Source organism: Nitrobacter sp. JJSN (assembly GCF_051912485.1).
GTDB lineage: Bacteria > Pseudomonadota > Alphaproteobacteria > Rhizobiales > Xanthobacteraceae > Nitrobacter.
Genome location: NZ_CP196822.1, coordinates 1,376,426 through 1,401,640 on the forward strand (window position 1 = coordinate 1,376,426; position 25,215 = coordinate 1,401,640).

The following is a 25,215-nucleotide window of genomic DNA, read 5'->3' on the forward strand; positions in this document are numbered from 1 at the left end:
AGAACACGAGATTGTCATGCCGCGACATAAAGATTATATAGAGCAGGGCGTTAGGCGCTTCGCCGACGGATCGCAGGTCGAATTCCCGACAGGCGAATTTTTCGGAAGAGCGTCTTCACCAGATCGGTACAAGCTCGCATAGCAGCAGGTCACAGCGATCCATGACAGCACGTATCTTCAAGCCCGCCAAAAATGCGATGCAATCGGGCGTCGCCAAGACCAGGGAATGGCAACTGGACTACGAGCCCGAGCAGGCGCGGGTGATCGAGCCGCTGATGGGCTGGACCAGCTCCGGTGACATGAAGCAGCAGATTACGCTTCGCTTTGAGACCAGGGAGGATGCGATCGCCTATTGCGAGCGTGAGGGCATTCCCTATCAGGTGATCGAGCCGAAGGTGAAGGCGGCGAGAAAGGCCGCCTACGCTGACAATTTTGCATTTCGCCGCAGCGAACCCTGGACGCATTAGAGCGTTTTCCGAGCGAAGTCCGGGCGGCGTGAAGAAAGCGCGTCAAACCAAAATCATAGAGCTTCGCTTCCGATTCCATGGGAGCGAGGGTTTTGCACTCTTCATCGCCGGACGTTGCGGTTGTTCGCGGTCTGAGCCGCTCGACCATCATCCCTGTCGATGAAGGACGGCTTATCGAGGCTTGCTGCCGGGAAGAGGCGTCGAACGAAGGTTGACCTGGCCGGGGCGGGCGAGGCACCTTAGGCGGGAACTGCGAGCAGGATTTCAACGCCCGCCAACCGTCCTGGACTGTCATGGCGCTTCGTTCCGGTGTCGATCCCACGTCGTCCGATTTCGCGCGCAACACCGAGGCGATGAAGGCTCTGGTCGGAGACCTGCGCGACAAGCTCGCGAACGTCGCGGGCGGAGGCGGAGAGACCTCGCGCGCCCGCCATACGTCACGCGGCAAGATGCTGGCCCGCGACCGCGTTGATCTGCTGCTCGATCCCGGCACGGCGTTTCTCGAACTGTCGCCGCTGGCGGCGAACGGCATGTACGGCGGCGATGTCCATTCCGCGAGCATCATCACGGGTGTTGGACGCGTCTCGGGCCGTGAGTGCGTGATCGTCGCCAATGACGCCACCATCAAGGGCGGCACCTACTATCCCATGACCGTGAAGAAGCATCTGCGGGCGCAGGACATCGCGCGGCAGAACAATCTGCCCTGTATCTACATGGTGGATTCCGGTGGTGCTTTCCTGCCGCAGCAGGACGAGATCTTTCCGGACGAGCGTCACTTCGGCCGCATCTTTTACAATCAGGCCAACATGTCGGCGCAGGGCATTCCGCAGATCGCGATCGTGATGGGATCGTGCACCGCGGGCGGCGCCTACGTGCCGGCGATGTCGGACGAGAGCATTATCGTCCGCAATCAGGGTACGATCTTTCTCGGAGGCCCGCCGCTGGTGAAGGCCGCCACCGGCGAGGTCGTCACCGCCGAAGAACTCGGCGGCGCCGATGTCCACTCGCGGCAGTCGGGCGTCACCGATCACTATGCGCAGAACGATGCCCATGCGATCGGGATCGCACGCCGTATCGTGGGGACGCTGAGGCCGCCGCAGCGCGCACCGCTCAACATGCGCACGCCGCGCGAACCGCTGTTCGCAAGGGAGGATATCTACGGCGTGGTGCCGATGGACGGCCGCAAGCCGTTCGATGTGCGCGACATCATCGCCCGCATCGTCGACGGCTCCGAGTTCGACGAATTCAAGAAGCTGTACGGCCAGACGCTGGTGTGCGGCTTCGCGCGCATCTGGGGCTATCCGGTCGGCATCGTCGCCAACAACGGCATCCTGTTTAGCGAAAGCTCGCTGAAGGGCGTGCACTTTATCGAGCTATGCTGCCAGCGAAACATCCCGCTGGTGTTCTTGCAAAACATCACCGGCTTCATGGTCGGCAAGAAGTATGAGGCCGGCGGCATCGCCCGCGACGGCGCCAAGCTTGTCACCGCGGTCGCGACCGCCGGCGTTCCGAAGTTCACCGTGGTGATCGGCGGCTCCTACGGTGCCGGCAATTACGGCATGTGTGGCCGCGCCTTCTCGCCGCGATTTTTGTGGATGTGGCCGAACGCGCGGATTTCCGTGATGGGCGGCGAGCAGGCTTCAACGGTGCTCAGCACGTTGCGGCGGGAGAATATCGAAGCCAAGGATGGCACCTGGTCGGCGGAGGAGGAGCGCGAATTCCAGGCGCCGATCCGCGCGCAATACGAGAGCCAGGGCAATCCCTATTACGCCACCGCGCGGCTGTGGGACGACGGGGTGATCGATCCCGCCGATACCCGCCTCGTGCTGGGGCTCGGATTGTCGGCAGCGGCGAATGCGCCGATCGAGCCGACGACATTTGGCCTGTTCAGGATGTGACCATGGCCAAGCGTCCGCAGTATCGCCGTTTCCAGACGCTCCTGATCGCCAATCGCGGCGAGATCGCCTGCCGTGTGATCCGCTCCGCCCGCACCATGGGTCTGCGCACGGTTGCCGTCTACTCCGAGGCCGATTGCGAGGCGCTGCATGTCGACATGGCCGACGACGCGGTGCTGCTCGGGCCTGCGCCCGCCCGCGACAGCTATCTCGATATCGACAAGGTGATCGCTGCCGCCCGCAGGACTGGCGCGGAAGGCATCCATCCCGGGTACGGGTTTTTGTCGGAGAATGCCGCTTTCGCACAAGCGTGCGCCGACGCGGATCTCGTGTTCGTCGGCCCGACCGCAGACATGATGACCGCGATGGGTTCGAAATCGGGCGCCAAGGCGCTGATGGAGAAGGCAGGCGTACCGTTGGTGCCCGGCTATCACGGCGAGGCACAGGATGAGGCCACGTTGCAGGGCGCGGCGGACAGGATCGGCTATCCGGTGCTGGTGAAGGCCTCGTCTGGCGGCGGCGGCCGCGGCATGCGGATCGTGCGGTCGGCGGCTGAACTCTGTGAGGCCGTCGTCAGCGCCCGGCGCGAAGCCAAGGCGGCGTTCGGTGACGACCGGATGCTGATCGAGAAATATGTCGACAATCCTCGACATATCGAAGTGCAGGTGATCGGCGACAGCCACGGCAATTTGCTGTCGCTGTTCGAGCGCGAATGCACCTTGCAGCGGCGGCACCAGAAGGTGATCGAGGAGGCCCCATCACCGACGCTGAACGCCGCGCAGCGCGAGGCTATCTGTCTGGCTGCGCGCAAGGCGGCTGGCGCAGTGAACTATGTCGGCGCGGGCACCGTCGAGTTCGTGTCCGACGGCAAGGACATGTTCTTCATCGAAATGAACACCCGCCTGCAGGTCGAGCATCCCGTGACCGAACTCGTCACCGGCATCGACCTTGTCGAATGGCAGCTGCGCGTCGCCTTCGGTGAAAAGCTGCCGCTGACGCAGGACCAGATCAAACTGAATGGCCACACCGTCGAGGCGCGCGTGTACGCCGAAAACCCGAACAAGGATTTCATGCCGTCGGTCGGCCGCATCACCACTTGGCGCACGCCGCCCGAGGTCGACGGCTTGCGCATCGATTCCGGCTACCGCGAAGGCGATGCGGTTTCGCCGTACTACGACGCCATGCTCGCCAAGGTGATCGCCTGGGCACCGACCCGCGAGGCTGCGATCAGCCGGCTCAACCGCGCCCTGGAAGAGAGCGACGTCCGCGGCGTCGTCACCAACCTTCCGTTTCTGTCTGCGCTGGTTACGCACAACGACGTGCGCGCCAACGCGATCGATACCGGCTTCATCGAACGTCACCTAAACGAGCTGACCGAGACATCGGCTGCGCCGGGCGAGACCGAGCTTGCCGCCGCCGTCGCGACGATCCTCCGGACGGAAGACAAGGCGTCCCGACCGGACGCGGCATCGCCCTGGCAAGCCGCCGGCTGGATGCCGGTTGGCCGCCGTCAGCGGCGGTTTGTATTCCGTCAGGGGCAGACCGGGCACGAGGTCGCATTCACTTACGGTAACGGCCCGACTCAAATCCGGATTGGAGAAAAGGATATCGCATTCGCGTTTGCAGTGGACGACGGCGGAGGTCTGACGCTCTCGCTCGACGGAATGCGAAGCCACGTTGTCTCCGTTGTCGAAGGGCACGACCTGTACGTGCGGACGCGCAACGGCCGGTTCGATCTGCACTGGGTCGACCCCTTCGGCGGGGATGAGGAGGAGCAGGTCGCCGAAGATCGCATCGTCGCGCCACTGCCCGGCATCGTGGTCGCGCTGCTTGCGCAGGTAGGCGCGGTGCTTGAGAAGGGCGCACCCGTCCTCACGCTGGAAGTGATGAAGATGGAGCAGACGTTGCGCGCGCCTTACGCCGGTAAGCTGAAAGAGCTCAAGTGCAAGGTTGGCGATATCGTGCAGGAGGGCGTCGAACTCGCCGACATCGAGCCCACTGCTTAATAATGGTTCACTGCCTGGAATTTCGTTCTCGGCGATGGATGCGGAGCTGACATCCGACGTCTCGCCGGCTACTTCTTCCGCTCTTTTCTGGCGGCATAGCGGGCATCGCGCGCTGCCTTGCGCTCGGCCTCGAGCGTGGCCTCGGCGGCTGCGGCTTCTTCCTTTTCTCGGGCGCGCTGTGCGGCGGCGGTCGCAGCAGCCTCCGCCTCGCGGGCTTTTCGCGCGGCCTTCTCGGTCTCCCGGGCTTGCCGCGTCTTGTCGCGGGCAGCCGCCTGGGCTTCGCGTTCAGCCTGTCTTTGCTTCACGGCGGGATCGTCGGGACCGGGTTTGGCGCGAAATTTGTCGAGAATACTTTTCCGGGCCTCAAGCGCCGCCTTTTGGCGGTCAGCGAAGCCAGGTTCCTTGAATCCACTCATCTATCGAGGCCTGTTCGTTCATCGTAATAGCAGGGGTGCGGGGGCTTATAGCAGCTTCGCCATCGCATGCGCTGTGAAAAACGCGTTACCGACCGAAATCGCCGGATTTTCAATGGCGCACAATCCCCTGCGCGGGTTGTTTCCGTGCATTGCCAGCTTGGGCGTCGGCGTGCCGAGCGCGCTTGCCGTCGATGGTGTGCGCCGATATAAGCGCCGCAATTCCCACGACCGCTAAATAGGACCCCATCATGGCGATTGAACGCACTTTTTCCATTCTTAAACCGGACGCAACCGCGCGAAACCTGACCGGTGCCGTCAACGCCCTGATCGAAAAAGCCGGGCTTCGAATTATAGCCCAAAAGCGCATCCGCATGACCCGCGAGCAGGCGGAGACGTTCTATGCTGTGCATAAGGCGCGTCCCTTCTTCGGAGAGCTTGTCGAGTTCATGATTTCCGCTCCCGTCGTCGTGCAGGTCCTGGAAGGCGAAAACGCTGTCCTCAAGTATCGTGAGATCATGGGCGCGACCGACCCGTCCAAGGCGGCCGACGGCACCATCCGCAAGCTTCATGCGAAGTCGGTCGGTGAAAACTCCGTTCATGGGTCGGACGCGACAGACACCGCCGCGGTCGAAATCGTCCAGTTCTTCTCGGGCAACGAGATCGTCGGCTAGTGTTCCGAATCCGGAGTTCGCCTCATTACGCTGCGCCCCTCCATGGCGAACTTCGGATTTCGAAAGGACCGGCAAACTAAGGATTCTCGTGTGGTTTGAGTTCAGAGTCCGCTTGAAGAGCCTGCAGAGAAATAGCTTGCAGAGGAAATGAAGCGAACGTCTGAACCACCACACTAGGCGGCGAGGCAAGGGACAGGCATTGGATTCGCTGCTGCACATCTTCGATCTGGCGACGATCACGTCGGTCGTCACCGAATTTCGAAGCGAAGTGCACCATCCGGAATTCTGGCTCGCCGTCGGCAAGATCATCTGGATCAACGTTTTGTTGTCCGGCGACAACGCGCTGGTGATTGCGCTTGCCTGTCGCGGGCTGGCGCCGCCACAGCGCCTCTGGGGCATGGTCCTTGGCGCGGCTGCCGCGGTCATTCTCCGTATCGTTTTCACTGGGATCGTCGCGACCTTGATGGCGCTGCCCTACCTCAAGCTGGCCGGGGGCCTCGCGCTGCTCGTGATTGCCGCCAAATTGCTGGTACCGGAAAAAGAAGATGAGGAGGGGGTCGCGGCCGCCCGGCATCTGTGGGCTGCTGTTCAGGTCGTGGTTGTCGCCGACATCGTCATGAGCCTGGACAATGTGATAGCGGTCGCGGCAGCGGCGAATGGCAGCGTGCCACTGTTGGTCATCGGACTGGCCGTCAGCGTGCCGCTGATCGTAGCTGGCGCCGCGCTGATCATGCTGCTGCTGACACGCCTGCCTTTTCTGGTATGGGCTGGAGCGGCGTTGCTGGGCTGGATTGCGGGGGATGTCATCGCGACCGATCCGGCGGTCGTGCCGCGACTGCACAAGCTGTTCGACACCGGCGCCGGCGCCTTCCTGGATGCGATGCTGACGCGGTTCGGCCTTGCGCCGCAATTCGGCGCTGGCGGAACCGGGGACGAGATTTTTTGCGCCGTGCTGGGTGCGATGATCGTGCTGATCGCCGGCTCGATCTGGCGCAATCGAATGCAGGTCGCCGAGCGTTTCTGAAGCGGGATGAGTTGACGATGAAGCGTTTCAACGCGTCATGGCCGGGCAGGTTTTGACCGTGACAGGCATTTTCTGACCGTGACGATTTGAGACCTGCTGCTTATCGGGCCCTTAATTAAGATGTGTCGCGGGTTTTGGGAATTTTGCGACATGCCAAGACCACAGAAGGGTGGAAAATGCCGATTAGCTTTCGGGCGGGTGCGTCAAAAGCCGCCGTTCTCCAAGGCACGGAAAACTTCCGCCTCGGGAATGGTGCTTGACGCGGTAGCGGCCCAAACGACGCACGTTCTCCCCTGCTGCCCATAGACTGCAATTCGACTTCCGGGGCCGCTTCCGCTGTGACCGATGGGATGGGCGAGCAGGTTCATTGCCGGCAGCATCAGCCCCAATCCGTATGCTGGATCGGGATGGAGTTCAGAGCGGAATTGCGGGAGCGGCCTATGGTCGAGCATTCTGGACAGCACGTTCCCGCCGAACAGGTCGCCGGCGAGCAGACGGCGAAGAAGTCGGGCCGCATCCATCGCCGTGCCAACAACCAACCCGTGATAGACCCAGGCCGGATGGTAGCCGATCACGTTGCCCATCTGCACGCCTGCTAAATCAGCCGGAGTGGCGGCGAGCCGGGCCGTGGCGAGTTCGGCAGGAATGAATACGAGGTCTGAAAGAGCGTCAGAAAGGGAGAGGTTCGATGATTTCTCGATCAATCGGGCGACTTCCCAGTAGCCGATGTTCGAATAGGCCCACCCTTGACCGGGTTCGTATCGCAGCCGATCCGCTTCGACTGCTTTCAATAGATCATCAACAGACCATGGCGGACGCCCCGCTTCAACGTCGGCGTGGTAGGCCGGAAGGGAGCCGTAGTTTGGTAATCCTGCCTCATGCCGCAGGAGTTGGGCAGGTGTGAAACGTTTCCCCTCCACAGCTTCGTCAAGGTTGATCTTGCCGCGTTCCGACAGGCGCAATAGAGCAACCGAGAGCGCCGTCTTCGTAAAGCTCCACCATGGAATCGAACCCGTAATACCCGTTGCATCGGCTTCGCCATCGTCACGAATAAAGACCTTTGCTTCTTCCATGCCTCATCATAGGCAGCTTGGGATGACGACGCGAGAAGCGTCCGCTCTCCGGTGCATATCTTTGTCGCTAGCGGCAAAACACTTGCGACATGATCCGCAACAGGGGGAGCCGTGACCACCAACCAGATTTCAACGCCGGCGTGTCCGCCACGGTTAGACCCGGGCTCGTCCCGACCATCCACGGTCTGAAACGCGATCAAACATGTGGATAGCAGGGACATCGGCGAGCGAAGAGACGGCGCTATTGGAACGGCTGCGCCCGCCATGGGGCGTTGAAACGCTTTATCATCAACCGATGCGGTCGCCGCGTCGTTGTTTGGAAACCACGAGCCCGGCCAGTTTCATGACCACCGGTCGCGACTTGCTAAGCGGTAATTTTCGTGTTGCAATCGCCCCAAGATCTGAGCCGCTCGTCTGCGCGTTTCGCAATACGGACGTTCAGCAGACATCAGGAGGCTCACCTGTGGCGTGGTACGCGAGATGCGTGGCCGCGTTTTTTTAAATCCAGACAGGAGACAGACGATGCAGAAGGGCACCGTCAAATGGTTCAACCCGACCAAAGGGTATGGATTCATCAAGCCGATGATTGGCGACAAGGACGTCTTCGTTCACATCTCCGCGGTTGAGCGCGCTGGCCTCAGCACCCTCAACGAAGATCAGGTTATCGAATACGACCTGGTCGACAATCGCGGCAAGAGCTCCGCTGAAAATCTGAAGGTCTCATAATTCATCACGGTTCCCGCGATTGGCGGCCGTAGCGACGTGCACACTCCCCGGTCGCAGGCCGGGGGCTGGTTCTTGCCCGCTCCGGACCGGTCAGATCACCGATGGTGAGATCAGGCTATCGTCCAGACTGGCATTTGCCGACGTCTTGCAGATGTCGCCATCTAGTCGCGTGCCGCCGCTTGCGACCAGCCGCAGCGCGTCCGGATAGATGCGATGCTCGATCTCCAGCACGCGCGCGGCCAGCGTTTCCGCGGTGTCGTCGTCGCGTATCGCGACCGCTCCCTGAATGATAATGGGGCCTGCATCAGTCTCCGGAATGACGAAATGGACGGTCGCGCCGGAGATCTTCACGCCGGCGCGCAGCGCCTGACCGTGGGGGTCGAGTCCTCGAAATGAGGGAAGCAGCGACGGATGGATGTTGAGCATTCGTCCCTGCCAGCGTTGGACGAATTCGGCGGTGAACAGCCGCATGAAACCGCCGAGGCAGATGAGCTCGATGCGGTTATCGTCCAGCGCCGATTGCAGTTTGGCCTCGAACGCCGCGCGATCCTTGCCGAACGATTTGCTTTCTATGACGAGGGTATCGATGCCAGCCGCTTGGGCTCTGGCAAGTCCTTCCGCGCCGGCCTTGTTGGAAACAACGACGGCAATTTCAGCCGGGAAGTCCTCGGCCTTTGCGGCTTCGATCAGCGCCGTCATGTTCGATCCGCGCCCGGAAATCAGGACTGCGACACGGCGTTTCATGATCTTACCTGCCGAACCATCTTACATCACGAGATCGAGGTGGTTGTCGTAAGTGACACGGCTTTCGTCGCTGGCGACGATCACGTCACCGAGCAGCGCAACGCTTTCGCCGGCCTGCGTCAGCACGTCCACGACCTGTTCAATCGCGTCGCGGCGCACAATCGCGATCATTCCGACGCCGCAATTGAAGGTTCGCAGCAATTCGGGTTCGGCGATGCCGCCCTGTTTGGCCAGCCATTTGAACACTGGCAGCACCGTCAATCTGGAGAGATCGATGCGGACGCCGAGATGTTTGGGCAGCACACGAGGAATGTTGTCGGTGAAGCCGCCGCCGGTGATGTGGGCAAGCCCCTTCACCGCGCCGGTTTCGCGGATCGCGCGCAGGCAGGATTTGACGTAGAGGCGGGTGGGCGTCAGTAGCGCACCGCCCAGCGTCGTGACCGGTGCAAATGGGGCAGGGGCATTGAAGCTGAGTCCCGAGGCCTCAACAATCTTTCGGACCAGCGAATATCCGTTGGAATGGACGCCGGACGAAGCGAGCCCGATCACCGCGTCACCGGAGGTGATATCGCGGCCCGGCAGCAGGGTGCCACGTTCGGCTGCACCGACTGCAAAACCTGCCAGATCGTAGTCTCCATCCTTGTAGAGGCCCGGCATTTCGGCGGTTTCGCCGCCGATTAGGGCGCAACCTGCTTCCCGGCAACCTTGCGCGATGCCGGCCACGATCGCCGACGCAGTCTCGGGATCGAGTTTGCCGCAGGCAAAATAGTCGAGAAAGAACAGGGGCTCCGCGCCTTGCACGACGAGATCGTTGACGGACATGGCGACGAGGTCGATCCCGATGGTATCGTGTATTCCCGTCTCGATTGCGATCTTGACCTTCGTTCCCACGCCGTCGTTGGCCGCGACCAGAACCGGATCCGTGAAACCCGCCGCCCTGAGATCGAACAGTCCGCCGAACCCGCCGATTTCGGCGTCCGCACCTGGGCGGGCGGTGGCACGCACCATCGGCTTGATGAGGTCAACTAGTCGGTTGCCGGCGTCGATATCGACGCCTGCCTCGGCATAGGTAAGGCCGTTCTTCCGGTCATTCATGCAATAGCGTCCGAAGAATTTTCCGGCTGGTTACGTCGGATTCCGGACCCGCGCAATGGCTCGCAAAGCCCCGTCAGCATATACTGTATAGACAAGAGGCTGATCCGGGTCGCGGAAGCCTCGAATCCCGAGCCGCTTGCGCGGAAACGGGCCGGAGGCGGGAAGCGTCGCGTGAGTATTCCGAACATTATTACACTCGGTCGTATTCTGCTGGTTCCGATCATTGTCTGGGCTATCGCCTCCAATCAGATGGAAATCGCCTTTGCGATCTTTGTGATCGCCGGCGTCAGCGATGCGGTGGACGGATTTCTCGCCAAGCGCTTCAACATGGCGAGCGAACTGGGCGCGCTTCTGGATCCCCTGGCCGACAAGGCGCTGCTGGTCTCGATCTTTATATCGCTCGGTCTTTGGGGTGCGGTTCCTCTCTGGCTCGTCATCCTGGTGGTCTCGCGCGACATCATGATCGTCGGTGCGGTGATCGTGTCGTGGCTGTTCGACAAGCCGATTCCCATGAAGCCGCTGATGGTCTCGAAGCTCAACACGGGAGCGCAGGTGGCGTTCGCGGCGCTGGTGCTGGCTGCGCTGGGATTCGGGTTCGATTCCTCGCCCTATGAGGCTATTTTGATGGCAATCGTCGCGGTCTTGACCTTGCTTTCTGTCGCCTTCTATGTCGTCGAGTGGGTGCGCCACATGAGCACCATCGAGCAAAGCTGACGACCGCCGTTGGTCCTTTGATTCTAACATTTGCAAAATGGTCTGCTGAAACGGGGATGCAAATGTTAGAAGTGGACCATTAGCATGGAGTAATGCGTGGCAGGACGCCCTCAACCCCGTCAGCTCGCGTTTGCGCTGCCGCACGCTGAAAGCCTTTCGCGGGACGACTTTCTGGAAGGTCCGGCGAACGCGGCGGCGCTATCGCTGATAGAGAGCTGGCCGGAGTGGCCGAACCGGATCATGCTGCTGGTCGGCCCTGAAGGTTGCGGCAAGAGCCATCTCGCGACGATCTGGGCGGAGCAGGCGGGCGCGCGCTCCATGAGCGCACACAGCTTGGCCGCGGCGGCGGTGCCGGGGGCGCTGGCGACGGGCGCGCTCGTCGTTGAGGACCTCAACCCGCAAGCCTTCGACGAGTTAGCGCTGTTTCACCTGATGAATCTCGCCCGCGAAGATGGCGCGTTCGTCCTGATTACGGCGCGGGTGCCTCCGGCCGCCATCGAGATCGGGTTGCGCGATCTGCGGTCGCGCCTTCGCGCGGTCCCCGTCGTAACGCTGATGCCGCCCGACGATCATTTGCTCCGGGCGCTGATCGTCAAGTTCGGGGCGGACCGCCAGATGAACATCGACGAGACGATCGTCAATTTTATCGCGACCCGGACCGAGCGGTCGTTTGCTGCCGTCCGCCACGCCGTCGAACAGCTCGACGCGGAATCGCTGCGGCTTGGCAGGCCCGTGACGCGCGCGCTCGCCGCCGAATTGCTGCGCGACCGCGACTGAGAACCGCGTGATCTCCGTTCGGCCGGCCTTGACGCGCCAGCCTTCTGGAACCTCAATGTCATTGAAACGTCATTGAGCTGGCCCATGGTCTGCCGCTGTTTGCGCGGCTGCCGGCGCGACCCGATGATATATGGACCAATACATCAATGGATTCAGTTCAAGCCGTTGTTATTGAAGAAAAAAAGATAGAATCGGAGCCGGACTCCGCGATCCGGATCAGCCCGGAGCGATTTATCAATCGGGAGCTATCCTGGCTGCATTTCAATCGCCGGGTGCTTGAGGAGTCGGTCAATCCCGGCCATCCCGCACTCGAACGCGTCCGCTTCCTGTCGATTTCCGCCAATAACCTTGACGAGTTCTTTATGGTTCGTGTCGCCGGCATCAAGGCACAGGTGCGGGAAGGGATCACGGAGCGTAGTCCCGACGGGCTGACGCCGTCGGAGCAACTCATCCTTATCAACGAGACCGTCTCGAAACTCGCGAGCGATCAACAGGCGATCTGGCGGGATCTACGCAACGTGCTGAGCGAGGTCGGGATCGTCCTGATCGACGGCAAGGACGTCACCAAGGCTGAGCGGGCGTGGATCGCGGATCACTTTCTCCACAATATCTTCCCATTGCTGACGCCGCTCGCGATCGACCCGGCCCATCCGTTTCCATTCATTCCGAGTCTCGGCTTCACCATCGCGCTGCAGCTCGCGCGCGCCTCCGACGGCAAGCCGATGAATGCGCTGATCCGAATGCCCGGCAAGATCGACCGGTTTCTGCGTCTGCCGTCGGGCGGCAAGGACGACCCCGTCCGGCTGATCACGCTGGAAGGCGCCACCAGCCTTTTCATCGGCCGGTTGTTTCCAGGATACACGGTCAAGGGGCAGGGTGCGTTTCGCATCATTCGGGACTCTGAGCTGGAAATCGAGGAAGAGGCGGAAGATCTGGTTCGCCTGTTCGAGACCGCTTTGAAGCGCCGCCGTCGTGGTTCCGTCATCCGCCTCGAAATCGAAGCCGCGATGCCGGCCGAGCTGCGTGCGTTCGTGCAGCGGGCGCTATCAGCGGCCGACGACGAAGTGTTGCTGGTGGACGGCGTCCTTGCCATGAACGAGCTGTCGCAATTGACACGGCTCGACCGGCCCGACCTTGAATTCGTGCCTTACGTGCCGCGCCATCCCGAGCGCGTGCGCGATCACGGCGGGGACGTGTTCGCCGCGATCCGGCAGAAGGATCTGATCGTTCATCATCCTTATGAATCGTTCGACGTCGTCGTGCAGTTCCTGCAGCAGGCCGCGCGCGACCCTGACGTCGTCGCGATCAAGCAGACGCTTTACCGCACCTCCAATAACTCGCCGATCGTGCGGGCGCTGGCGGAGGCCGCGGAGGCGGGCAAGTCGGTCACGGCGCTGGTCGAACTCAAGGCGCGGTTCGACGAGGAAGCCAACATCCGCTGGGCGCGCGATCTCGAGCGCGCTGGCGTGCAGGTGGTTTACGGATTCCTCGAACTGAAGACCCACGCCAAGCTGTCGCTGGTGGTGCGCCGGGAAGGCGGAGGTCTCACGACCTACGTTCACACCGGGACCGGAAACTATCACCCGGTGACCGCGCGCATCTATACCGACCTGTCGTATTTTACATCGGACCCGATCATCGGTCGGGATGCCGCACGCGTGTTCAATTACATCACGGGATACGCGGAGCCGAGCGACATTGAGAAGATGGCAGTGTCGCCGCTGACCTTGCGCAACCGGATTCTCGACCACATTCGTGGCGAAACCGCTTTCGCGCGCCACGGCAAGCCAGCCGCAATCTGGATGAAGATGAATGCGCTGGTCGATCCCGATATCATCGATGCGCTGTACGAAGCGTCCAAGGCAGGCGTTTCGGTCGAACTGATCGTGCGTGGCATTTGCTGTCTGCGGCCTGGAGTTCCCGGATTGTCGGAAAACATTCGCGTCAAGTCGATTATCGGCCGCTTCCTGGAGCACGGCCGAATCTACTGCTTCGGAATGGGGCAAAGCATGCCCGGGCCGAAGGCGGCTGTGTATATCTCATCCGCGGACATGATGCCGCGCAACCTCGACCGGCGCGTCGAAGTTCTGTGCCCGTTGCAAAATGCGACGGTGCATCAGCAGGTTCTCGAGCAGATCATGGTCGCGAACCTGAAGGATACCGAACAGAGCTGGCAGTTGTTGCCGGATGGATCGTCAACGCGTATGAAGGCCGCGAAGGGTGAGGAGCCCTTCAACCTGCATAACTATTTCATGACGAACCCGAGTCTGTCCGGCCGTGGAAAGTCGCTCAAGGAATCTTCGCCGCGCCGCCTCACGCGTCGCACTGAGCGGCAGCCGCCTCCGTAGGGGGCCTGTGCGGAAATATCCGCGTCCGCGCAAGCCGACCTCCAGCGTCGCCGTTATCGATATCGGCTCCAACTCCGTTCGTCTGGTCGTTTATGAAGCGTTGGAGCGGAGTCTCGTCTCGATCTTCAACGAAAAGGCGTTGTGCGGGCTCGGTCGCGAGGTGCAATCCACCGGTCTTCTCGCGCCCGATGCCGTCAACAAGGCGCTGATGTCGCTGCGGCGTTTTCATGCGCTGTGCAGGGTGATGAAAATCGGCCGCGTTTATGCCATCGCAACCGCCGCCTGCCGCGATGCCACGAACGGCGCGGATTTCATCGCCAAGGCGGAACGTATCTGCCGTGTACCGGTCGACGTCCTGTCCGGACCGCGGGAGGCGCATCTGGCGGCGCTGGGCGTGGTTTCCAGTGTCCACAAGCCGAACGGGATCGTCGGGGATCTCGGCGGCGGCTCGTTGGAGTTGACCGACGTACGGGGCCGTCGCGTTCATCGCGGAGTCACGCTGCCGCTGGGCAGTCTCGCATTGCAGGACGCATCGAAGACATCGCTGAAGCATGCCGAGCGCATCGTGAAAGACGAACTTTCCGGTGCTGTGCCGCTCAAGGCCGGCCGCGGCCGCACCTTCTATGCCGTCGGTGGAACGTGGCGGGCGCTGGCGCGCATTCACATCATCCAGAGCGGCTACCCGCTTCGCGTCATGCACGGCTACTCCATTCCGGCCGCCGACGCGCTCGATTTCGTCCGGCGGCTGCGTCGTCTCGCGGCGTCCCATACGTTGGCGGATATCGAGGCGGTCGCCGATGCACGGCAGCCACTGCTGACTTATGCCGCTCTCGTGCTGGAATATATCATCCTGATCGCGAAGCCGAAGACCATCATGTTTTCGACCTACGGCGTCCGCGAGGGCCTGCTTTATTCAATGCTGCCCGCAGCCGAGCGGTCCAGGGATGGATTGATCTGCGCTGCCCAATCCCTGAACGGCCTGCTGTCGCGTTCGGCGCGGCATGCCGAAGAGCTGATAGGATGGACCGATCGGCTGGTCCGGATTGCGAAACTGCAGGAGACCGAAGACGATCGCCGGCTGCGTTATGCCGCGTGTCTACTCTCCGACATCGGCTGGCGCATGCATCCGGACTATCGCGGTGAGCAGACGCTCAATCTGATTATGAACGGCAATTTCGGCGACATTGACCATCAAGGGCGAACCTTCATCGCGCTGTCGGTGTTTTACCGGTATGTCGGGCCGAATGAGATCAACGAACCGTCCTCCGTGGTGCGCGAACTGGTGACACCGGCCATGGACGAGAGAGCGCGCATTCTCGGCGCAGCCTTTCGCGTCGCGCATCTGATTTCTGCGGCCAGACCTGGTGTATTGCCCGCGACGCATTTCAGGAGCAGCGGCCGCAAGCTGAAACTTGTGTTCGAACATCGGTTGGTCGATCTGGTCGCGGATCGCGTCGGCGGCCGGTTCAAGCAATTGGCGCGTCTTGTCGGGCGCACAGGTTCGATCGTGCGCCGCTAGGTTTTAACCCCGCTCCACGCGCACCACGCGGCCCTTTTCGATCGCCAAGGCCAGCCGGCCATGCTTCAGCGCGAGCGCGGCTTCGCCGAACAGTTCGCGCCGCCAGCCGTGCAGCGCGCCGACGTCGGCCTCGTCCTCCACCGCGATCCGCTCGAGATCGTCCACGGTCGCGATCACCTTGCTGGCAACGGCATGGCGCTCGGAGGTCATGCGCAGGAGAACCTTGAGAAGCTCTACGGTGGCGGCGCCGTTGGAATTGTTGCGCGGCTTCTCGATCTTGGGCAACTCGCGCGGGTCTCGGGCGAGTCCGCGTTGAACGGCCGCGACGATGTCGGCGCCCCACTTCGATTTCTCAAAACCCTTTGGCAGCGAGCGCAGCGTTGCCAGCCGCTCCAGGCTGGTGGGCGCGTGGGTGGCGATATCGCCCACCGCGTCGTCCTTCAACACGCGCGAACGCGGGACGTCCCGACTCTGGGCTTCCTGTTCGCGCCAGGCCGCTATCTCTATCAGGACCGCGAGCTCTTTTGGTTTGCGCACACGGGTTTTCAAACGCTCCCATGCGCGTTCAGGATGGAAGTCATAGGTTTTCGTCGAGGTCAGAACTTCCATCTCTTCGCTGACCCAGTCGCTGCGGCCGCGCTTCTTGAGGTCGGCATCGAGGGCCGCGAACACGTCGCGAAGATGGGTGACGTCTGCAAGCGCGTATTCGAGCTGGTCCTTGGTCAGTGGCCGGCGCGACCAGTCGGTGAATCGATGGGTCTTGTCCGGACGGTGTCCGGTGACGCGCTCGACCAGTGCGTCGTAGGCGATGGAATCGCCGTACCCGAGCACCATGGCGGCCACTTGCGTATCGAAGATCGGATGCGGAATGATGCCGGCCTGATGCCAGACGATTTCGATGTCCTGGCGCGCGGCGTGAAAGACTTTCAGGACGCCTTCGTTGGACATCAGCTCGAAAAAAGGCTTCAGGTCGATCCCCTCGGCGAGAGCATCGACCACCACAGCTTCGTCGGGGCTCGCCATCTGAACCACGCAGAGCAGGGGATAGTAGGTGGTCTCGCGAAGGAACTCGGTATCGACGGTGATGACTGGGTGCTTGGCGAGGCGGGCGCAGACGGAGGTCAGCTCCGCGGTGGTCATAATCAGGTCCATATGCGCTCCATAACCCGTCTTTTTACCCTTGTCGCCCCGCATTCGGCACGCTCGATCTTGTTTTTCTCCAATTTTTCCGGTCAAGAACGGCACCTTGGACCGTTATTGCAGGTTCCGTCATTCGGTTGCCGCGCTCCTTTCGCTCGGGTAAACCCCTGACGCTCATCGTCCCACCGGCCTCTGATTCCGCCTCTGACGCATTCTCCAGGGATTTCCATGCATCGCTATCGGTCCCATACCTGCGGCGCGCTCCGCGACAGCCACATCGACCAGACGGTCCGCCTGTCCGGCTGGTGCCATCGCATTCGCGACCACGGCGGGGTGCTGTTCATCGACTTGCGCGACCATTACGGGCTCACCCAATGCGTGGCCGACCCGGACTCGCCGGCTTTCAAGGACGCAGAAAAGCTGCGATCGGAATGGGTCGTCCGGATCGACGGCAAGGCCCGGCGCCGCCCCGCGGGCACCGAGAATCCGGAGCTGCCCACCGGCCAGGTCGAGATCTATGTCACCGAGATCGAGGTGTTGGGCCCGGCCGGCGAACTGCCGCTGCCGGTATTCGGCGAGCAGGAATATCCAGAAGACATAAGGCTTAAGTACCGTTTCCTCGATCTCCGTCGCGAGAAGCTGCACCAAAATATCATGACCCGGGGCGCCGTCGTCGATTCGATGCGCAAGCGCATGAAGGAACAGGGATTCTTCGAATTCCAGACGCCGATTCTGACGGCGTCCTCGCCGGAAGGCGCGCGTGATTTCCTGGTGCCATCGCGCATCCATCCCGGCAAGTTCTACGCGCTGCCGCAGGCGCCGCAGCAGTACAAGCAGCTGCTGATGATGTCCGGTTTCGACCGCTACTTCCAGATCGCGCCATGCTTCCGCGACGAAGACCCGCGCGCCGACCGCCTGCCGGGCGAGTTTTACCAACTCGACTTAGAGATGAGCTTTGTCGAGCAGGATGATGTTTTTGCTGCAGTTGAGCCGGTCATCACCGGTGTGTTCGAGGAGTTCGCCAAGGGTAAGCCGGTGACAAAGAGCTGGCCGCGGATTCCGTTTGCGGAAGCTATCCGCAAATACGGCACCGACAAGCCGGACCTGCGCAATCCACTTCACATGCAGGACGTGTCCGAGCACTTCCGCGGCTCCGGCTTCAAGGTGTTCGCGCGGATGCTCGAGAATTCGAAGAACCAGGTCTGGGCGATCCCCGGTCCGGGCGGCGGCAGCCGCGCATTCTGCGACCGCATGAATTCATGGGCGCAGGGCGAGGGCCAGCCCGGCCTCGGCTACATCATGTGGCGCGAGCCCGATACGCTGAACATTGTTCAAGCCGAGGTAGATAAGCGGCCCGGTGCGACGCCACGCGATCCAATCGCATATCCCGTTGGCGCAGGCCCGCTCGCCAACAATATCGGTCCGGAGCGCACCGAAGCGATCCGCGCCCAGCTCGGATTGAAGGCCGGCGACGCCGCGTTCTTCGTCGCTGGCGACCCGGCAAAATTCTGGAAATTCGCAGGCCTTGCGCGCACCAAGGTGGGCGAGGAACTGAACCTGATCGATAAGGATCGGTTTGAGCTCGCGTGGATCGTCGACTTCCCGATGTACGAATACAACGAGGAGGACAAGAAGGTCGACTTCTCGCACAACCCGTTTTCGATGCCGCAGGGTGGGCTCGATGCGCTTAACAATCAGGATCCGCTGACGATCAACGCTTTCCAGTATGACATTAGCTGCAATGGCTACGAGATCGCTTCCGGCGGCATTCGCAATCACAGGCCGGAAGCGATGGTGAAGGCGTTCGAGATCGCGGGCTATGGCGAGAACGAGGTGGTCGAGCGCTTCGGTGGCATGTACCGCGCGTTTCAATACGGTGCGCCGCCGCATGGCGGCATGGCGGCCGGCGTCGATCGCATCGTCATGCTGCTCTGTGGCACTACGAACCTGCGCGAAATCTCGCTGTTTCCGATGAACCAGCGAGCCGAGGATCTGCTGATGGGCGCGCCGTCCGACGTGACGCCGAAGCAGTTGCGCGAGCTTCATATCCGGCTCAATCTACCGCAGGACTAGCGGTTCGATTCTGGCATTGGCATCTCGTTCCCGCAGGCATTTCTGCGAATGTTGGAGTCAAGGAATCGCTGGCAAATTGCTGGCGAGGCTTCGGATTTGACATTCTTGTTCGGAACTGGCGGCCCATGGCGCGCCATTGTCAAATCCGCTCCGCCAACGGACTGACCAAAGCTGCGGGGAGCGTTCATCGTGTCGTATTCTGAAGATCTCCGCGCCGCCGCACTGTCCTTCCACCGCAACCCACGTCCCGGCAAGCTCGAAATCCAGGCGACAAAACCGCTCGCCAACCAGCGTGACCTCGCGCTTGCTTATTCGCCGGGCGTTGCCGCGGCCTGCGAGGAGATCGTCGCTGACCCGGCGGAGGCCGCGACGCTGACTGGCCGCGCCAATCTGGTCGCCGTGGTATCCAATGGCACGGCCGTGCTCGGGCTTGGCAATATCGGGCCGCTCGCGGCCAAGCCGGTCATGGAAGGCAAGGCGGTTCTGTTCAAGAAGTTTGCCGGCATCGACGTCTTCGATATCGAAATCGCCGCCGACACCATCGAGCGTGTGGTCGAGACGGTTGCCGCGCTGGAGCCGACCTTCGGCGGGATCAACCTCGAGGATATCAAAGGCCCCGAGTGCTTCGAGATCGAGGAACAGCTAAAGGCCCGGATGAAGATCCCGGTGTTCCATGACGATCAGCACGGCACCGCCATCATCGTCGCCGCCGCTATCACCAACGGGCTGTTGCTGAACGGCAAGGCGCTTGCGGACATCAAGATCGTCGCTTCCGGGGCAGGGGCGGCTGCTATCGCCTGCCTCAATCTGCTGGTGTCGATGGGCGCGCAGCGCAAGAACATCTGGGTCTGCGATATCGACGGCCTGGTCTATGAAGGCCGCAATACGCTGATGGACAAGTGGAAGGCGGCCTATGCGCAGAAGACCGACAAGCGCAAGCTGGCCGAGGTGATCGCGGGCGCCGACGTGTTTCTCGGTGTTTCGGCCGGCGGCGTGCTGAAACCGGAGATGGTCGCGCAGATGGCGGACAAGCCACTGGTGATGGCGCTCGCGAACCCGACACCCGAAATCATGCCGGACGAAGCGCGCAAGGTGCGCCCCGACGCCATGATCTGCACCGGGCGTTCCGACTTTCCCAATCAGGTGAACAACGTCCTCTGTTTTCCTTTCATCTTCCGCGGCGCTCTCGACGTCGGCGCGACGGCGATCAATGAGGACATGAAGCATGCCGCTGTCGATGCCATCGCGCGGCTTGCTCGCGATCCGCCGTCCGATGCGGCGGTGGCCGGTTTTGACGGCGGCGAGGCGCAGGGCTTTGGACCGGGTTCGCTGATTCCGAGTCCGTTCGATCCGCGCCTGATCCTGCGCATCGCACCCGCGGTTGCGAAAGCTGCCATGGCGTCGGGCGTCGCAACGCGGCCGATCACAAATTTCGACGAATACCACGGGCGGCTCGAACGCTTTGCGTTCCGCTCCGGTCTCGTCATGAAGCCGGTGTTTGCCAAGGCGAAAACGCAGCCGGTTCGGGTGATCTACGCCGAGGGCGAGGATACACGGGTGCTGCGAGCTACCCAGCAGGTGCTCGAGGAGCAACTGGCGCGTCCGATTCTGGTCGGTCGTCCCTCCGTCGTGGAAACGCGGATCAAGCGCCTCGGCCTCGCCATCAGGGCAGGCAAGGATTTCGACCTGATCAACCCCGAGGACGATCCGCGTTACCGCTCATACGTGCAGTCCTATATCGACGTCGCCGGCCGCCACGGCGCGACGCCCGACGTCGCCCGGACCACGATCCGCACCAATGCGACGGTGATCGCCGCGCTTGCGGTGGTGCGTGACGAAGCCGACGCGATGCTGTGCGGTGTTGAAGGCAGCTATATGCGGCACCTCCGGCACGTCCGGGAAATCATCGGGTTCACGTCTGGAACGAGTGACTTCGCCGCGCTGTCGCTGATGATCACCAGTAAGGGCGCATATTTCATAGCAGATACGCAGGTGCGCCCGAATCCGTCTGCCGAAGAACTTGCCGACATCGCGGCCCAGGCGGCGGTGCATGTGCAACGCTTCAACATCAAGCCGAAGATCGCATTCGTGTCGCATTCCGATTTCGGCAGCTACGATACCGAATCCGCGCGCAAGATGCGTAGGGCGGCCGAACTGTTCACCGAGAGCCATCCCAAGATCGAGGCTGATGGCGAAATGCAGGGTGACACCGCCTTGTCAGAGTCGGCGCGACAATTGATCTTGCCGCATTCACGCCTGACAGGCGTCGCCAATGTCCTGATTCTGCCCAATCTCGATGCGGCGAATGCAGCCTATCAGATGATCAAGGTGCTTGGCAGCGGATTGCAGGTTGGTCCTATTCTGATCGGTCCCGCGCGGCCCGCGCACATTCTGACGCCATCGGTGACAGCGCGGGGCATACTCAACATGACGGCCGTGGCGGTCGTCGAGGCGCAGGAGCGCGCGAGCCGACAGCAGCCGACCTTGTTCGGCTGAAATATGACGGGGACTTTTTTTCGATCCTTCAAAACGCCATGCGAGGCGTCCATACTCGAATTCTGAAAGACGATTCACGTCTGCCTAATTGGGGGGGCCGATCATGCCAGCGTTCATCACTGCGGGACGAGTTTTGTTTTCGGTGCTGTTCATTGTTTCAGGCGCGTTCAAGCTGTTCGACATCGCGGGGACGGCGGAAGGGATTGCGTCCAAGGTCGTTATCCCGGCTGTGCTGACGGGATTCACTACCCAGCTCGAGGGTTTGACAGGTATGCCGACCGCTCAGATTCTGGCTATAGCGGTCGGCGCGCTTGAGCTCATTTGCGGCGTGCTCATCGCGCTCAACTTCGGGGCGCGTTTCTTTTCGCTGCTACTGGCGGCGTTCGTTATCGCAGCGACGTTTTACTTCCACGACTTCTGGAATCAGACCGGGCCCGAAGCGAAGAACAACATGATTCACGCGTTGAAGAACCTGTCGCTGATCGGGGCGTTGTTCATCATCGCAGGGATCGGCGGGCGCCGGCGAACGGCAGAGCCTGGTTAGCGAAGCTTGAACCAATGCCAGTCAAGACGGATGCCCGCAACAAGTGCGGGCATGATGGCACATGCGCGTCAGGAATTCGAACGGACGAAGTTCGGTAGCGTTTTCAAGCGAAGTGGATATCGGTACGCGTCAAGAAAACGCGTCAAATCAAAATCATAGAGCCCCGCTTCTGATTCCATAGAAGCGGAAAGGCTCTAGCGCACGCGGCGCCATGCGGTGACGCGAATGTCGTTGGCGGCGTCGAGAATCTTGATCTCGCGAGGCTCGAGCCCATGCGCCGTCAGCACGGCTTGCGGAAAATCTTCGGGAACGCCCGGGAAACAGCCTTCGCCGCCGGGAAGCGTCACGTGCGGAGCCTCCGACAGCCAAAAGGTGTCGTAGCGATCGAGAAACATTTCGAAGACGGAAGGGCCGCCGATGATCGCGGCCGTTCCGTCGCGCACCCCGGCGTGGTCGCAGGCGTCCTCGAACGAGGCACCCGCAGGATTCCACAAGGTCGCCTTTGCGTTGTCCGGATCGCCAGCAAGGCTCGTGACGCGATGGGTTAGTACGATCCTTTTGCGGAGCGGCGAGTTGGGTTGATCCTCAAACGAATTGCGGCCGTGCACGACGACATCCGCGCGATCCAGCCCTGCGGTGAAGAACTCAAGGTCGCCTTTGAATTTCAGCGCTTTGGGCATGACGTGGTTGGCATCGGCGAGCATTCCGTCCGCCGACACGATGACGTAGCCTTCGATACGAAGCATTTTATGTTCCGGATCGTCGCGCGCTATTCGGAGATCGTCTGAACCACGCTGTTGACGGGCCGAGAGGTCACCGTCGGAAGCTTGGTATCCTTTTTCAGTTCCTCGTCGTATTGCGCGAGCGTCTCGACCGGCGCTTTGGCCTTCATCTGCACGACTTTGTAGCCGCCGGCTTTCAACCTGCGCAGAATCTCCGGCAGCGCCTCGGCGGTATGCTTCTGGAAATCGTGCATCAGAATAATGCCCTTGCCGACCTTATCGAGCTTCCTGAAGATGTTGTCGACCACCTGTTCGGCCTTGTGCGATTTGAAATCGAATGAGTCGACGTCGCACGAGAAGATCGCGATATTGCGTTCGCCGAGGTAGGTGACCATCTCCGGCGGATGCTGCAGCGCCGGGAAGCGGAAGAACGGCGAAGGAGGAGCCTCAAGCGCCCACTTGACGGCGCTGAAACCCTTCTCGATCTCGTCTTTCCGCTGCGCCTCGGACAGCTTCTTGTTGTTGAGATTGGCATGCGACCATGTGTGGGCACCGACAGTGTGTCCGGCGGCGGCGACCTGCCGCAGGATCTCGGGATGGTATGTCGCGTGCTTGCCGATCGAGAAGAAGATGCCGGTGGTGCACTGATCGGCAAGCGCCTTCAGTACGGCGGGCGTATTTCCGGGCCACGGGCCATCGTCGAACGTCAGCACCACTTCCTTGTCGCGCAGGAAGTCGAGCTGCTTGAAATGTTCAAAGCCGAATCCCGGGCCGCCGGTCGTATCGATCTGCACGACGCGAGCAACGCCGAGCGCGTCGGGGCTTCCGTTGCAGGCAACCTTCGGTCCGCTCGCGGTGGGCGCGGGGGTTGGGATCGCGGCCGGCGCTGCTTGCGGCGCCCCCCTGGGCGTCTGCGACCACGCGACCGTAGTCGCGCACAATGAAACCGCGCCTGCAAAAATCAGTCCCGTCGCGATGCGCATATCATTACCCCAACGTTGACCGCGCGTTGAATCACCCGCGCTTCCTCATCATCCTAGCGTAGCATTAGCGGGTCTCCCACGGAAATGGCATTTATCCCCAGTCGGTTAGCTGTTCCGTCGGGTACCCGCGATACGTGTGACGACGGTCACGTCATTCGCTGGGCTCACTGACGCGCCCGGCGGTTGAGATCCGGCTAGCCATGAGTTTGTCGTTCATGACCCATGGCGGACTTCCTTGATCGAGATCAACCAAAACGCTGCGGTTCGCTGATTGTCTGGCCGTCCGTCCTCTCGGAGATATCCAGAAGGAGCCATCATGAATAAGCATCTGTCGTCGCTTGCTGCGGTGCTATCGGGTCTAACTCTCATGGTCTCGACATTAGCCCCGAGCGCTGCCCAATCGATTTCCGCGGACGAGGCACAAGCTATCGCTGCTGAGGCGTATGTCTACTTCTATCCGCTCGTGACGATGGACGTGACGCGCAGGCAGCTCAACAACTCCGATCCGAAGACTGCAGGCATCGGCGGTGCTCCCAACGCGTTCAATAATATCCAGGCTTACCCCGCTGCGGACATGAGGGCAGTGGTGCGACCCAACTTCGACACGTTGTACTCGAGCGCCTGGCTGGACCTGACCAGCGAGCCCATGATCGTTTCGGTTCCTGATACCGGCGGCCGCTACTACCTACTGCCGATGCTCGACATGTGGACCGATGTGTTTGCATCGCCAGGATCGCGCACGACAGGCACCAAGGCGGCCAATTTCCTGGTTGCGCCTCCGGCGTGGAATGGGAGCGTGCCGGAGGGCGTCACGCGCATCAATGCGCCGACGCCCTATGTCTGGATAATCGGTCGCACCAGGACGGATGGTCCCGACGACTATGCCTCAGTCCACGAAGTGCAAAAGGGCTACAAGATCACGCCGCTATCAGGATGGGGCAAACCCCCGGTCGCCGTCACGCAAACCATCGACCCCAGCGTCGATGTCAAGACTCCGCCGAAGACGCAAGTTGATACGATGACGGGCGATAAGTTCTTTGCGTATGCAACTGAACTGCTCAAAATCAACCCGCCGCACATCACCGACGAGCCGATCATCGCGCGCATGAAGCGGATCGGCCTTGAACAAGGCAGGAGCTTCGACATTACCAAAGTTGACGCGACCGCGCGGAAGGCTATCGAAGACGCGCCGGCACAGGGCCAAAAGCTGATGGCATGGAAGGTCCCGACATTGGCGCGCGCAGCAAACTACTGGTCCATGAATACTGACACGATGGGCGTTTACGGGACCTATTATTTGAAGCGTGCGATCGTAGCCCAGGTGGGACTTGGCGCCAACCTGCCGGAAGATGCGATCTACCCGCTCAGCATCGGCGATGAAGGCGGCAAGCCGCTCGACGGTGCAAACAAGTACATCATCCGCTTCGCCAAAGACGCGGTGCCGCCGGTCGACGCATTCTGGTCGGTCACCCTGTATGACAATGAAGGCTTCCAGGTTGCGAATCCGATCAATCGCTTTGCGGTGAGTAGCTGGATGCCGTTTAAGCGCGACGCCGACGGGTCGCTGACGCTCTACATCCAGAACGAAAATCCCGGTAGCGATCACGAAACCAACTGGCTGCCTGCGCCTAAAGGCCCGTTCAATCTCACGATGCGCCTTTATGGGCCGAAGTCGGAGGCGCTGACTGGCGTGTGGAATCCACCGGCCATCAAGCGGGTGGAGAGTGACACTGTTGGCCGGCGGTGACGATAGATGCTGGAGCCCCGGAAGCCAGCCTTGTA

General features: G+C 61.5%; 22 protein-coding genes. 15 read left to right on the top strand and 7 right to left on the bottom strand.

The window, feature by feature from the left end:
* Positions 1-161: 161 nt before the first annotated feature.
* The 3 genes from ACSZOQ_RS06780 to ACSZOQ_RS06790 all read left to right on the top strand — a co-directional run bounded on the left by ACSZOQ_RS06780 (position 162) and on the right by ACSZOQ_RS06790 (position 4,368).
* A complete protein-coding gene (locus ACSZOQ_RS06780) occupies positions 162-467 on the top strand; it encodes an ETC complex I subunit (RefSeq protein WP_439925224.1) in 306 nt (101 codons plus the stop codon).
* 293 nt (positions 468-760) lie between these two features.
* Complete coding sequence (locus tag ACSZOQ_RS06785) at positions 761-2,365, top strand: carboxyl transferase domain-containing protein (protein WP_439925225.1); 1,605 nt, start codon at positions 761-763, stop codon at positions 2,363-2,365.
* Between the two features lie 2 nt (positions 2,366-2,367).
* A complete protein-coding gene (locus ACSZOQ_RS06790; protein WP_439925226.1) occupies positions 2,368-4,368 on the top strand; it encodes an acetyl/propionyl/methylcrotonyl-CoA carboxylase subunit alpha in 2,001 nt (666 codons plus the stop codon).
* A 68-nt stretch (positions 4,369-4,436) separates the two neighbouring features.
* Here ACSZOQ_RS06790 and ACSZOQ_RS06795 read toward each other — a convergent pair whose 3' ends face one another.
* Positions 4,437-4,784 carry a DUF6481 family protein gene (locus tag ACSZOQ_RS06795; RefSeq protein ID WP_439925227.1) on the bottom strand — a complete coding sequence of 116 codons (348 nt, stop codon included), beginning with the start codon at positions 4,782-4,784 and terminating at the stop codon, positions 4,437-4,439.
* 112 nt (positions 4,785-4,896) lie between these two features.
* Between ACSZOQ_RS06795 and ACSZOQ_RS06800 the strand changes: the two genes are divergently transcribed.
* The 3 genes from ACSZOQ_RS06800 to ACSZOQ_RS06810 all read left to right on the top strand — a co-directional run bounded on the left by ACSZOQ_RS06800 (position 4,897) and on the right by ACSZOQ_RS06810 (position 6,479).
* On the top strand, positions 4,897-5,019 hold the full coding sequence (locus ACSZOQ_RS06800; RefSeq protein ID WP_439925228.1) for a hypothetical protein: 123 nt from the start codon (positions 4,897-4,899) through the stop codon (positions 5,017-5,019).
* 13 nt (positions 5,020-5,032) lie between these two features.
* Positions 5,033-5,455, top strand: coding sequence for a nucleoside-diphosphate kinase (gene ndk, locus ACSZOQ_RS06805; protein ID WP_439925229.1), 423 nt, complete (start codon positions 5,033-5,035; stop codon positions 5,453-5,455).
* Positions 5,456-5,654: 199 nt separating this feature from the next.
* Positions 5,655-6,479 (top strand): YjbE family putative metal transport protein, encoded by an 825-nt coding sequence (locus tag ACSZOQ_RS06810; RefSeq protein WP_439925230.1) that lies wholly within the window; start codon positions 5,655-5,657, stop codon positions 6,477-6,479.
* Between the two features lie 203 nt (positions 6,480-6,682).
* On the opposite strand, the gene ACSZOQ_RS06815 is transcribed toward ACSZOQ_RS06810, so the two are convergent.
* Positions 6,683-7,552 (bottom strand): serine hydrolase domain-containing protein, encoded by an 870-nt coding sequence (locus ACSZOQ_RS06815; RefSeq protein WP_439925231.1) that lies wholly within the window; start codon positions 7,550-7,552, stop codon positions 6,683-6,685.
* A 522-nt stretch (positions 7,553-8,074) separates the two neighbouring features.
* On the opposite strand from ACSZOQ_RS06815, the gene ACSZOQ_RS06820 reads away from it, so the two are divergent.
* Positions 8,075-8,278 (top strand): cold-shock protein, encoded by a 204-nt coding sequence (locus ACSZOQ_RS06820; RefSeq protein WP_439925232.1) that lies wholly within the window; start codon positions 8,075-8,077, stop codon positions 8,276-8,278.
* A 90-nt stretch (positions 8,279-8,368) separates the two neighbouring features.
* On the opposite strand, the gene purN is transcribed toward ACSZOQ_RS06820, so the two are convergent.
* Positions 8,369-9,022 (bottom strand): phosphoribosylglycinamide formyltransferase, encoded by a 654-nt coding sequence (gene purN, locus ACSZOQ_RS06825; protein WP_439925233.1) that lies wholly within the window; start codon positions 9,020-9,022, stop codon positions 8,369-8,371.
* Between the two features lie 21 nt (positions 9,023-9,043).
* Entirely contained in the window at positions 9,044-10,117 is a 1,074-nt protein-coding gene (purM, locus tag ACSZOQ_RS06830) for a phosphoribosylformylglycinamidine cyclo-ligase (RefSeq protein ID WP_439925234.1), read from the bottom strand.
* 171 nt (positions 10,118-10,288) lie between these two features.
* Here purM and ACSZOQ_RS06835 point away from each other — a divergent pair, with 171 nt between their 5' ends.
* From ACSZOQ_RS06835 to ppx, 4 genes are all read left to right on the top strand, one after another.
* Positions 10,289-10,831 carry a CDP-alcohol phosphatidyltransferase family protein gene (locus ACSZOQ_RS06835; RefSeq protein ID WP_439925235.1) on the top strand — a complete coding sequence of 181 codons (543 nt, stop codon included), beginning with the start codon at positions 10,289-10,291 and terminating at the stop codon, positions 10,829-10,831.
* Positions 10,832-10,927: 96 nt separating this feature from the next.
* A complete protein-coding gene (locus ACSZOQ_RS06840) occupies positions 10,928-11,608 on the top strand; it encodes a chromosomal replication initiator DnaA (RefSeq protein WP_439925236.1) in 681 nt (226 codons plus the stop codon).
* Positions 11,609-11,754: 146 nt separating this feature from the next.
* Positions 11,755-13,956 carry an RNA degradosome polyphosphate kinase gene (locus ACSZOQ_RS06845; protein ID WP_439925237.1) on the top strand — a complete coding sequence of 734 codons (2,202 nt, stop codon included), beginning with the start codon at positions 11,755-11,757 and terminating at the stop codon, positions 13,954-13,956.
* A 7-nt stretch (positions 13,957-13,963) separates the two neighbouring features.
* Positions 13,964-15,475 carry an exopolyphosphatase gene (gene ppx, locus ACSZOQ_RS06850; RefSeq protein WP_439925238.1) on the top strand — a complete coding sequence of 504 codons (1,512 nt, stop codon included), beginning with the start codon at positions 13,964-13,966 and terminating at the stop codon, positions 15,473-15,475.
* 3 nt (positions 15,476-15,478) lie between these two features.
* Here the strand turns inward: ppx and rnd are convergent, their stop codons facing one another.
* Positions 15,479-16,627: a ribonuclease D gene (gene rnd / locus ACSZOQ_RS06855; RefSeq protein ID WP_439925972.1), complete on the bottom strand. Its 1,149-nt coding sequence runs from the start codon at positions 16,625-16,627 to the stop codon at positions 15,479-15,481.
* A gap of 216 nt (positions 16,628-16,843) precedes the next feature.
* Between rnd and aspS the strand changes: the two genes are divergently transcribed.
* From aspS to ACSZOQ_RS06870, 3 genes are all read left to right on the top strand, one after another.
* Positions 16,844-18,688: an aspartate--tRNA ligase gene (gene aspS, locus ACSZOQ_RS06860; protein ID WP_439925239.1), complete on the top strand. Its 1,845-nt coding sequence runs from the start codon at positions 16,844-16,846 to the stop codon at positions 18,686-18,688.
* A 186-nt stretch (positions 18,689-18,874) separates the two neighbouring features.
* A complete protein-coding gene (locus ACSZOQ_RS06865; protein WP_439925973.1) occupies positions 18,875-21,184 on the top strand; it encodes an NADP-dependent malic enzyme in 2,310 nt (769 codons plus the stop codon).
* Positions 21,185-21,287: 103 nt separating this feature from the next.
* Positions 21,288-21,728 carry a DoxX family protein gene (locus tag ACSZOQ_RS06870; RefSeq protein WP_439925240.1) on the top strand — a complete coding sequence of 147 codons (441 nt, stop codon included), beginning with the start codon at positions 21,288-21,290 and terminating at the stop codon, positions 21,726-21,728.
* Between the two features lie 194 nt (positions 21,729-21,922).
* Here ACSZOQ_RS06870 and ACSZOQ_RS06875 read toward each other — a convergent pair whose 3' ends face one another.
* Positions 21,923-22,474, bottom strand: a complete 552-nt coding sequence (locus tag ACSZOQ_RS06875) for a dihydrofolate reductase family protein (RefSeq protein ID WP_439925241.1) — start codon at positions 22,472-22,474, stop codon at positions 21,923-21,925.
* A gap of 23 nt (positions 22,475-22,497) precedes the next feature.
* Positions 22,498-23,433 carry a polysaccharide deacetylase family protein gene (locus ACSZOQ_RS06880; protein ID WP_439925242.1) on the bottom strand — a complete coding sequence of 312 codons (936 nt, stop codon included), beginning with the start codon at positions 23,431-23,433 and terminating at the stop codon, positions 22,498-22,500.
* A 316-nt stretch (positions 23,434-23,749) separates the two neighbouring features.
* Here ACSZOQ_RS06880 and ACSZOQ_RS06885 point away from each other — a divergent pair, with 316 nt between their 5' ends.
* A complete protein-coding gene (locus ACSZOQ_RS06885; RefSeq protein ID WP_439925243.1) occupies positions 23,750-25,180 on the top strand; it encodes a DUF1254 domain-containing protein in 1,431 nt (476 codons plus the stop codon).
* The last annotated feature ends 35 nt before the right edge of the window (positions 25,181-25,215 follow it).

Coding starts and splice junctions, on each gene's coding strand:
- aspS (WP_439925239.1), top strand. CDS start 16,844: ATGCATCGCTATCGGTCCCATACCTGCGGCGCGCTCCGCGACAGCCAC.
- ndk (WP_439925229.1), top strand. CDS start 5,033: ATGGCGATTGAACGCACTTTTTCCATTCTTAAACCGGACGCAACCGCG.
- ACSZOQ_RS06870 (WP_439925240.1), top strand. CDS start 21,288: ATGCCAGCGTTCATCACTGCGGGACGAGTTTTGTTTTCGGTGCTGTTC.
- ACSZOQ_RS06875 (WP_439925241.1), bottom strand. CDS start 22,474: ATGCTTCGTATCGAAGGCTACGTCATCGTGTCGGCGGACGGAATGCTC.
- ACSZOQ_RS06800 (WP_439925228.1), top strand. CDS start 4,897: ATGGCGCACAATCCCCTGCGCGGGTTGTTTCCGTGCATTGCCAGCTTG.
- ACSZOQ_RS06785 (WP_439925225.1), top strand. CDS start 761: ATGGCGCTTCGTTCCGGTGTCGATCCCACGTCGTCCGATTTCGCGCGC.
- ACSZOQ_RS06790 (WP_439925226.1), top strand. CDS start 2,368: ATGGCCAAGCGTCCGCAGTATCGCCGTTTCCAGACGCTCCTGATCGCC.
- ACSZOQ_RS06885 (WP_439925243.1), top strand. CDS start 23,750: ATGAATAAGCATCTGTCGTCGCTTGCTGCGGTGCTATCGGGTCTAACT.
- ACSZOQ_RS06880 (WP_439925242.1), bottom strand. CDS start 23,433: ATGCGCATCGCGACGGGACTGATTTTTGCAGGCGCGGTTTCATTGTGC.
- ACSZOQ_RS06795 (WP_439925227.1), bottom strand. CDS start 4,784: ATGAGTGGATTCAAGGAACCTGGCTTCGCTGACCGCCAAAAGGCGGCG.
- ACSZOQ_RS06820 (WP_439925232.1), top strand. CDS start 8,075: ATGCAGAAGGGCACCGTCAAATGGTTCAACCCGACCAAAGGGTATGGA.
- rnd (WP_439925972.1), bottom strand. CDS start 16,627: ATGGACCTGATTATGACCACCGCGGAGCTGACCTCCGTCTGCGCCCGC.
- ACSZOQ_RS06780 (WP_439925224.1), top strand. CDS start 162: ATGACAGCACGTATCTTCAAGCCCGCCAAAAATGCGATGCAATCGGGC.
- ACSZOQ_RS06815 (WP_439925231.1), bottom strand. CDS start 7,552: ATGGAAGAAGCAAAGGTCTTTATTCGTGACGATGGCGAAGCCGATGCA.
- ACSZOQ_RS06845 (WP_439925237.1), top strand. CDS start 11,755: ATGGATTCAGTTCAAGCCGTTGTTATTGAAGAAAAAAAGATAGAATCG.
- purM (WP_439925234.1), bottom strand. CDS start 10,117: ATGAATGACCGGAAGAACGGCCTTACCTATGCCGAGGCAGGCGTCGAT.
- purN (WP_439925233.1), bottom strand. CDS start 9,022: ATGAAACGCCGTGTCGCAGTCCTGATTTCCGGGCGCGGATCGAACATG.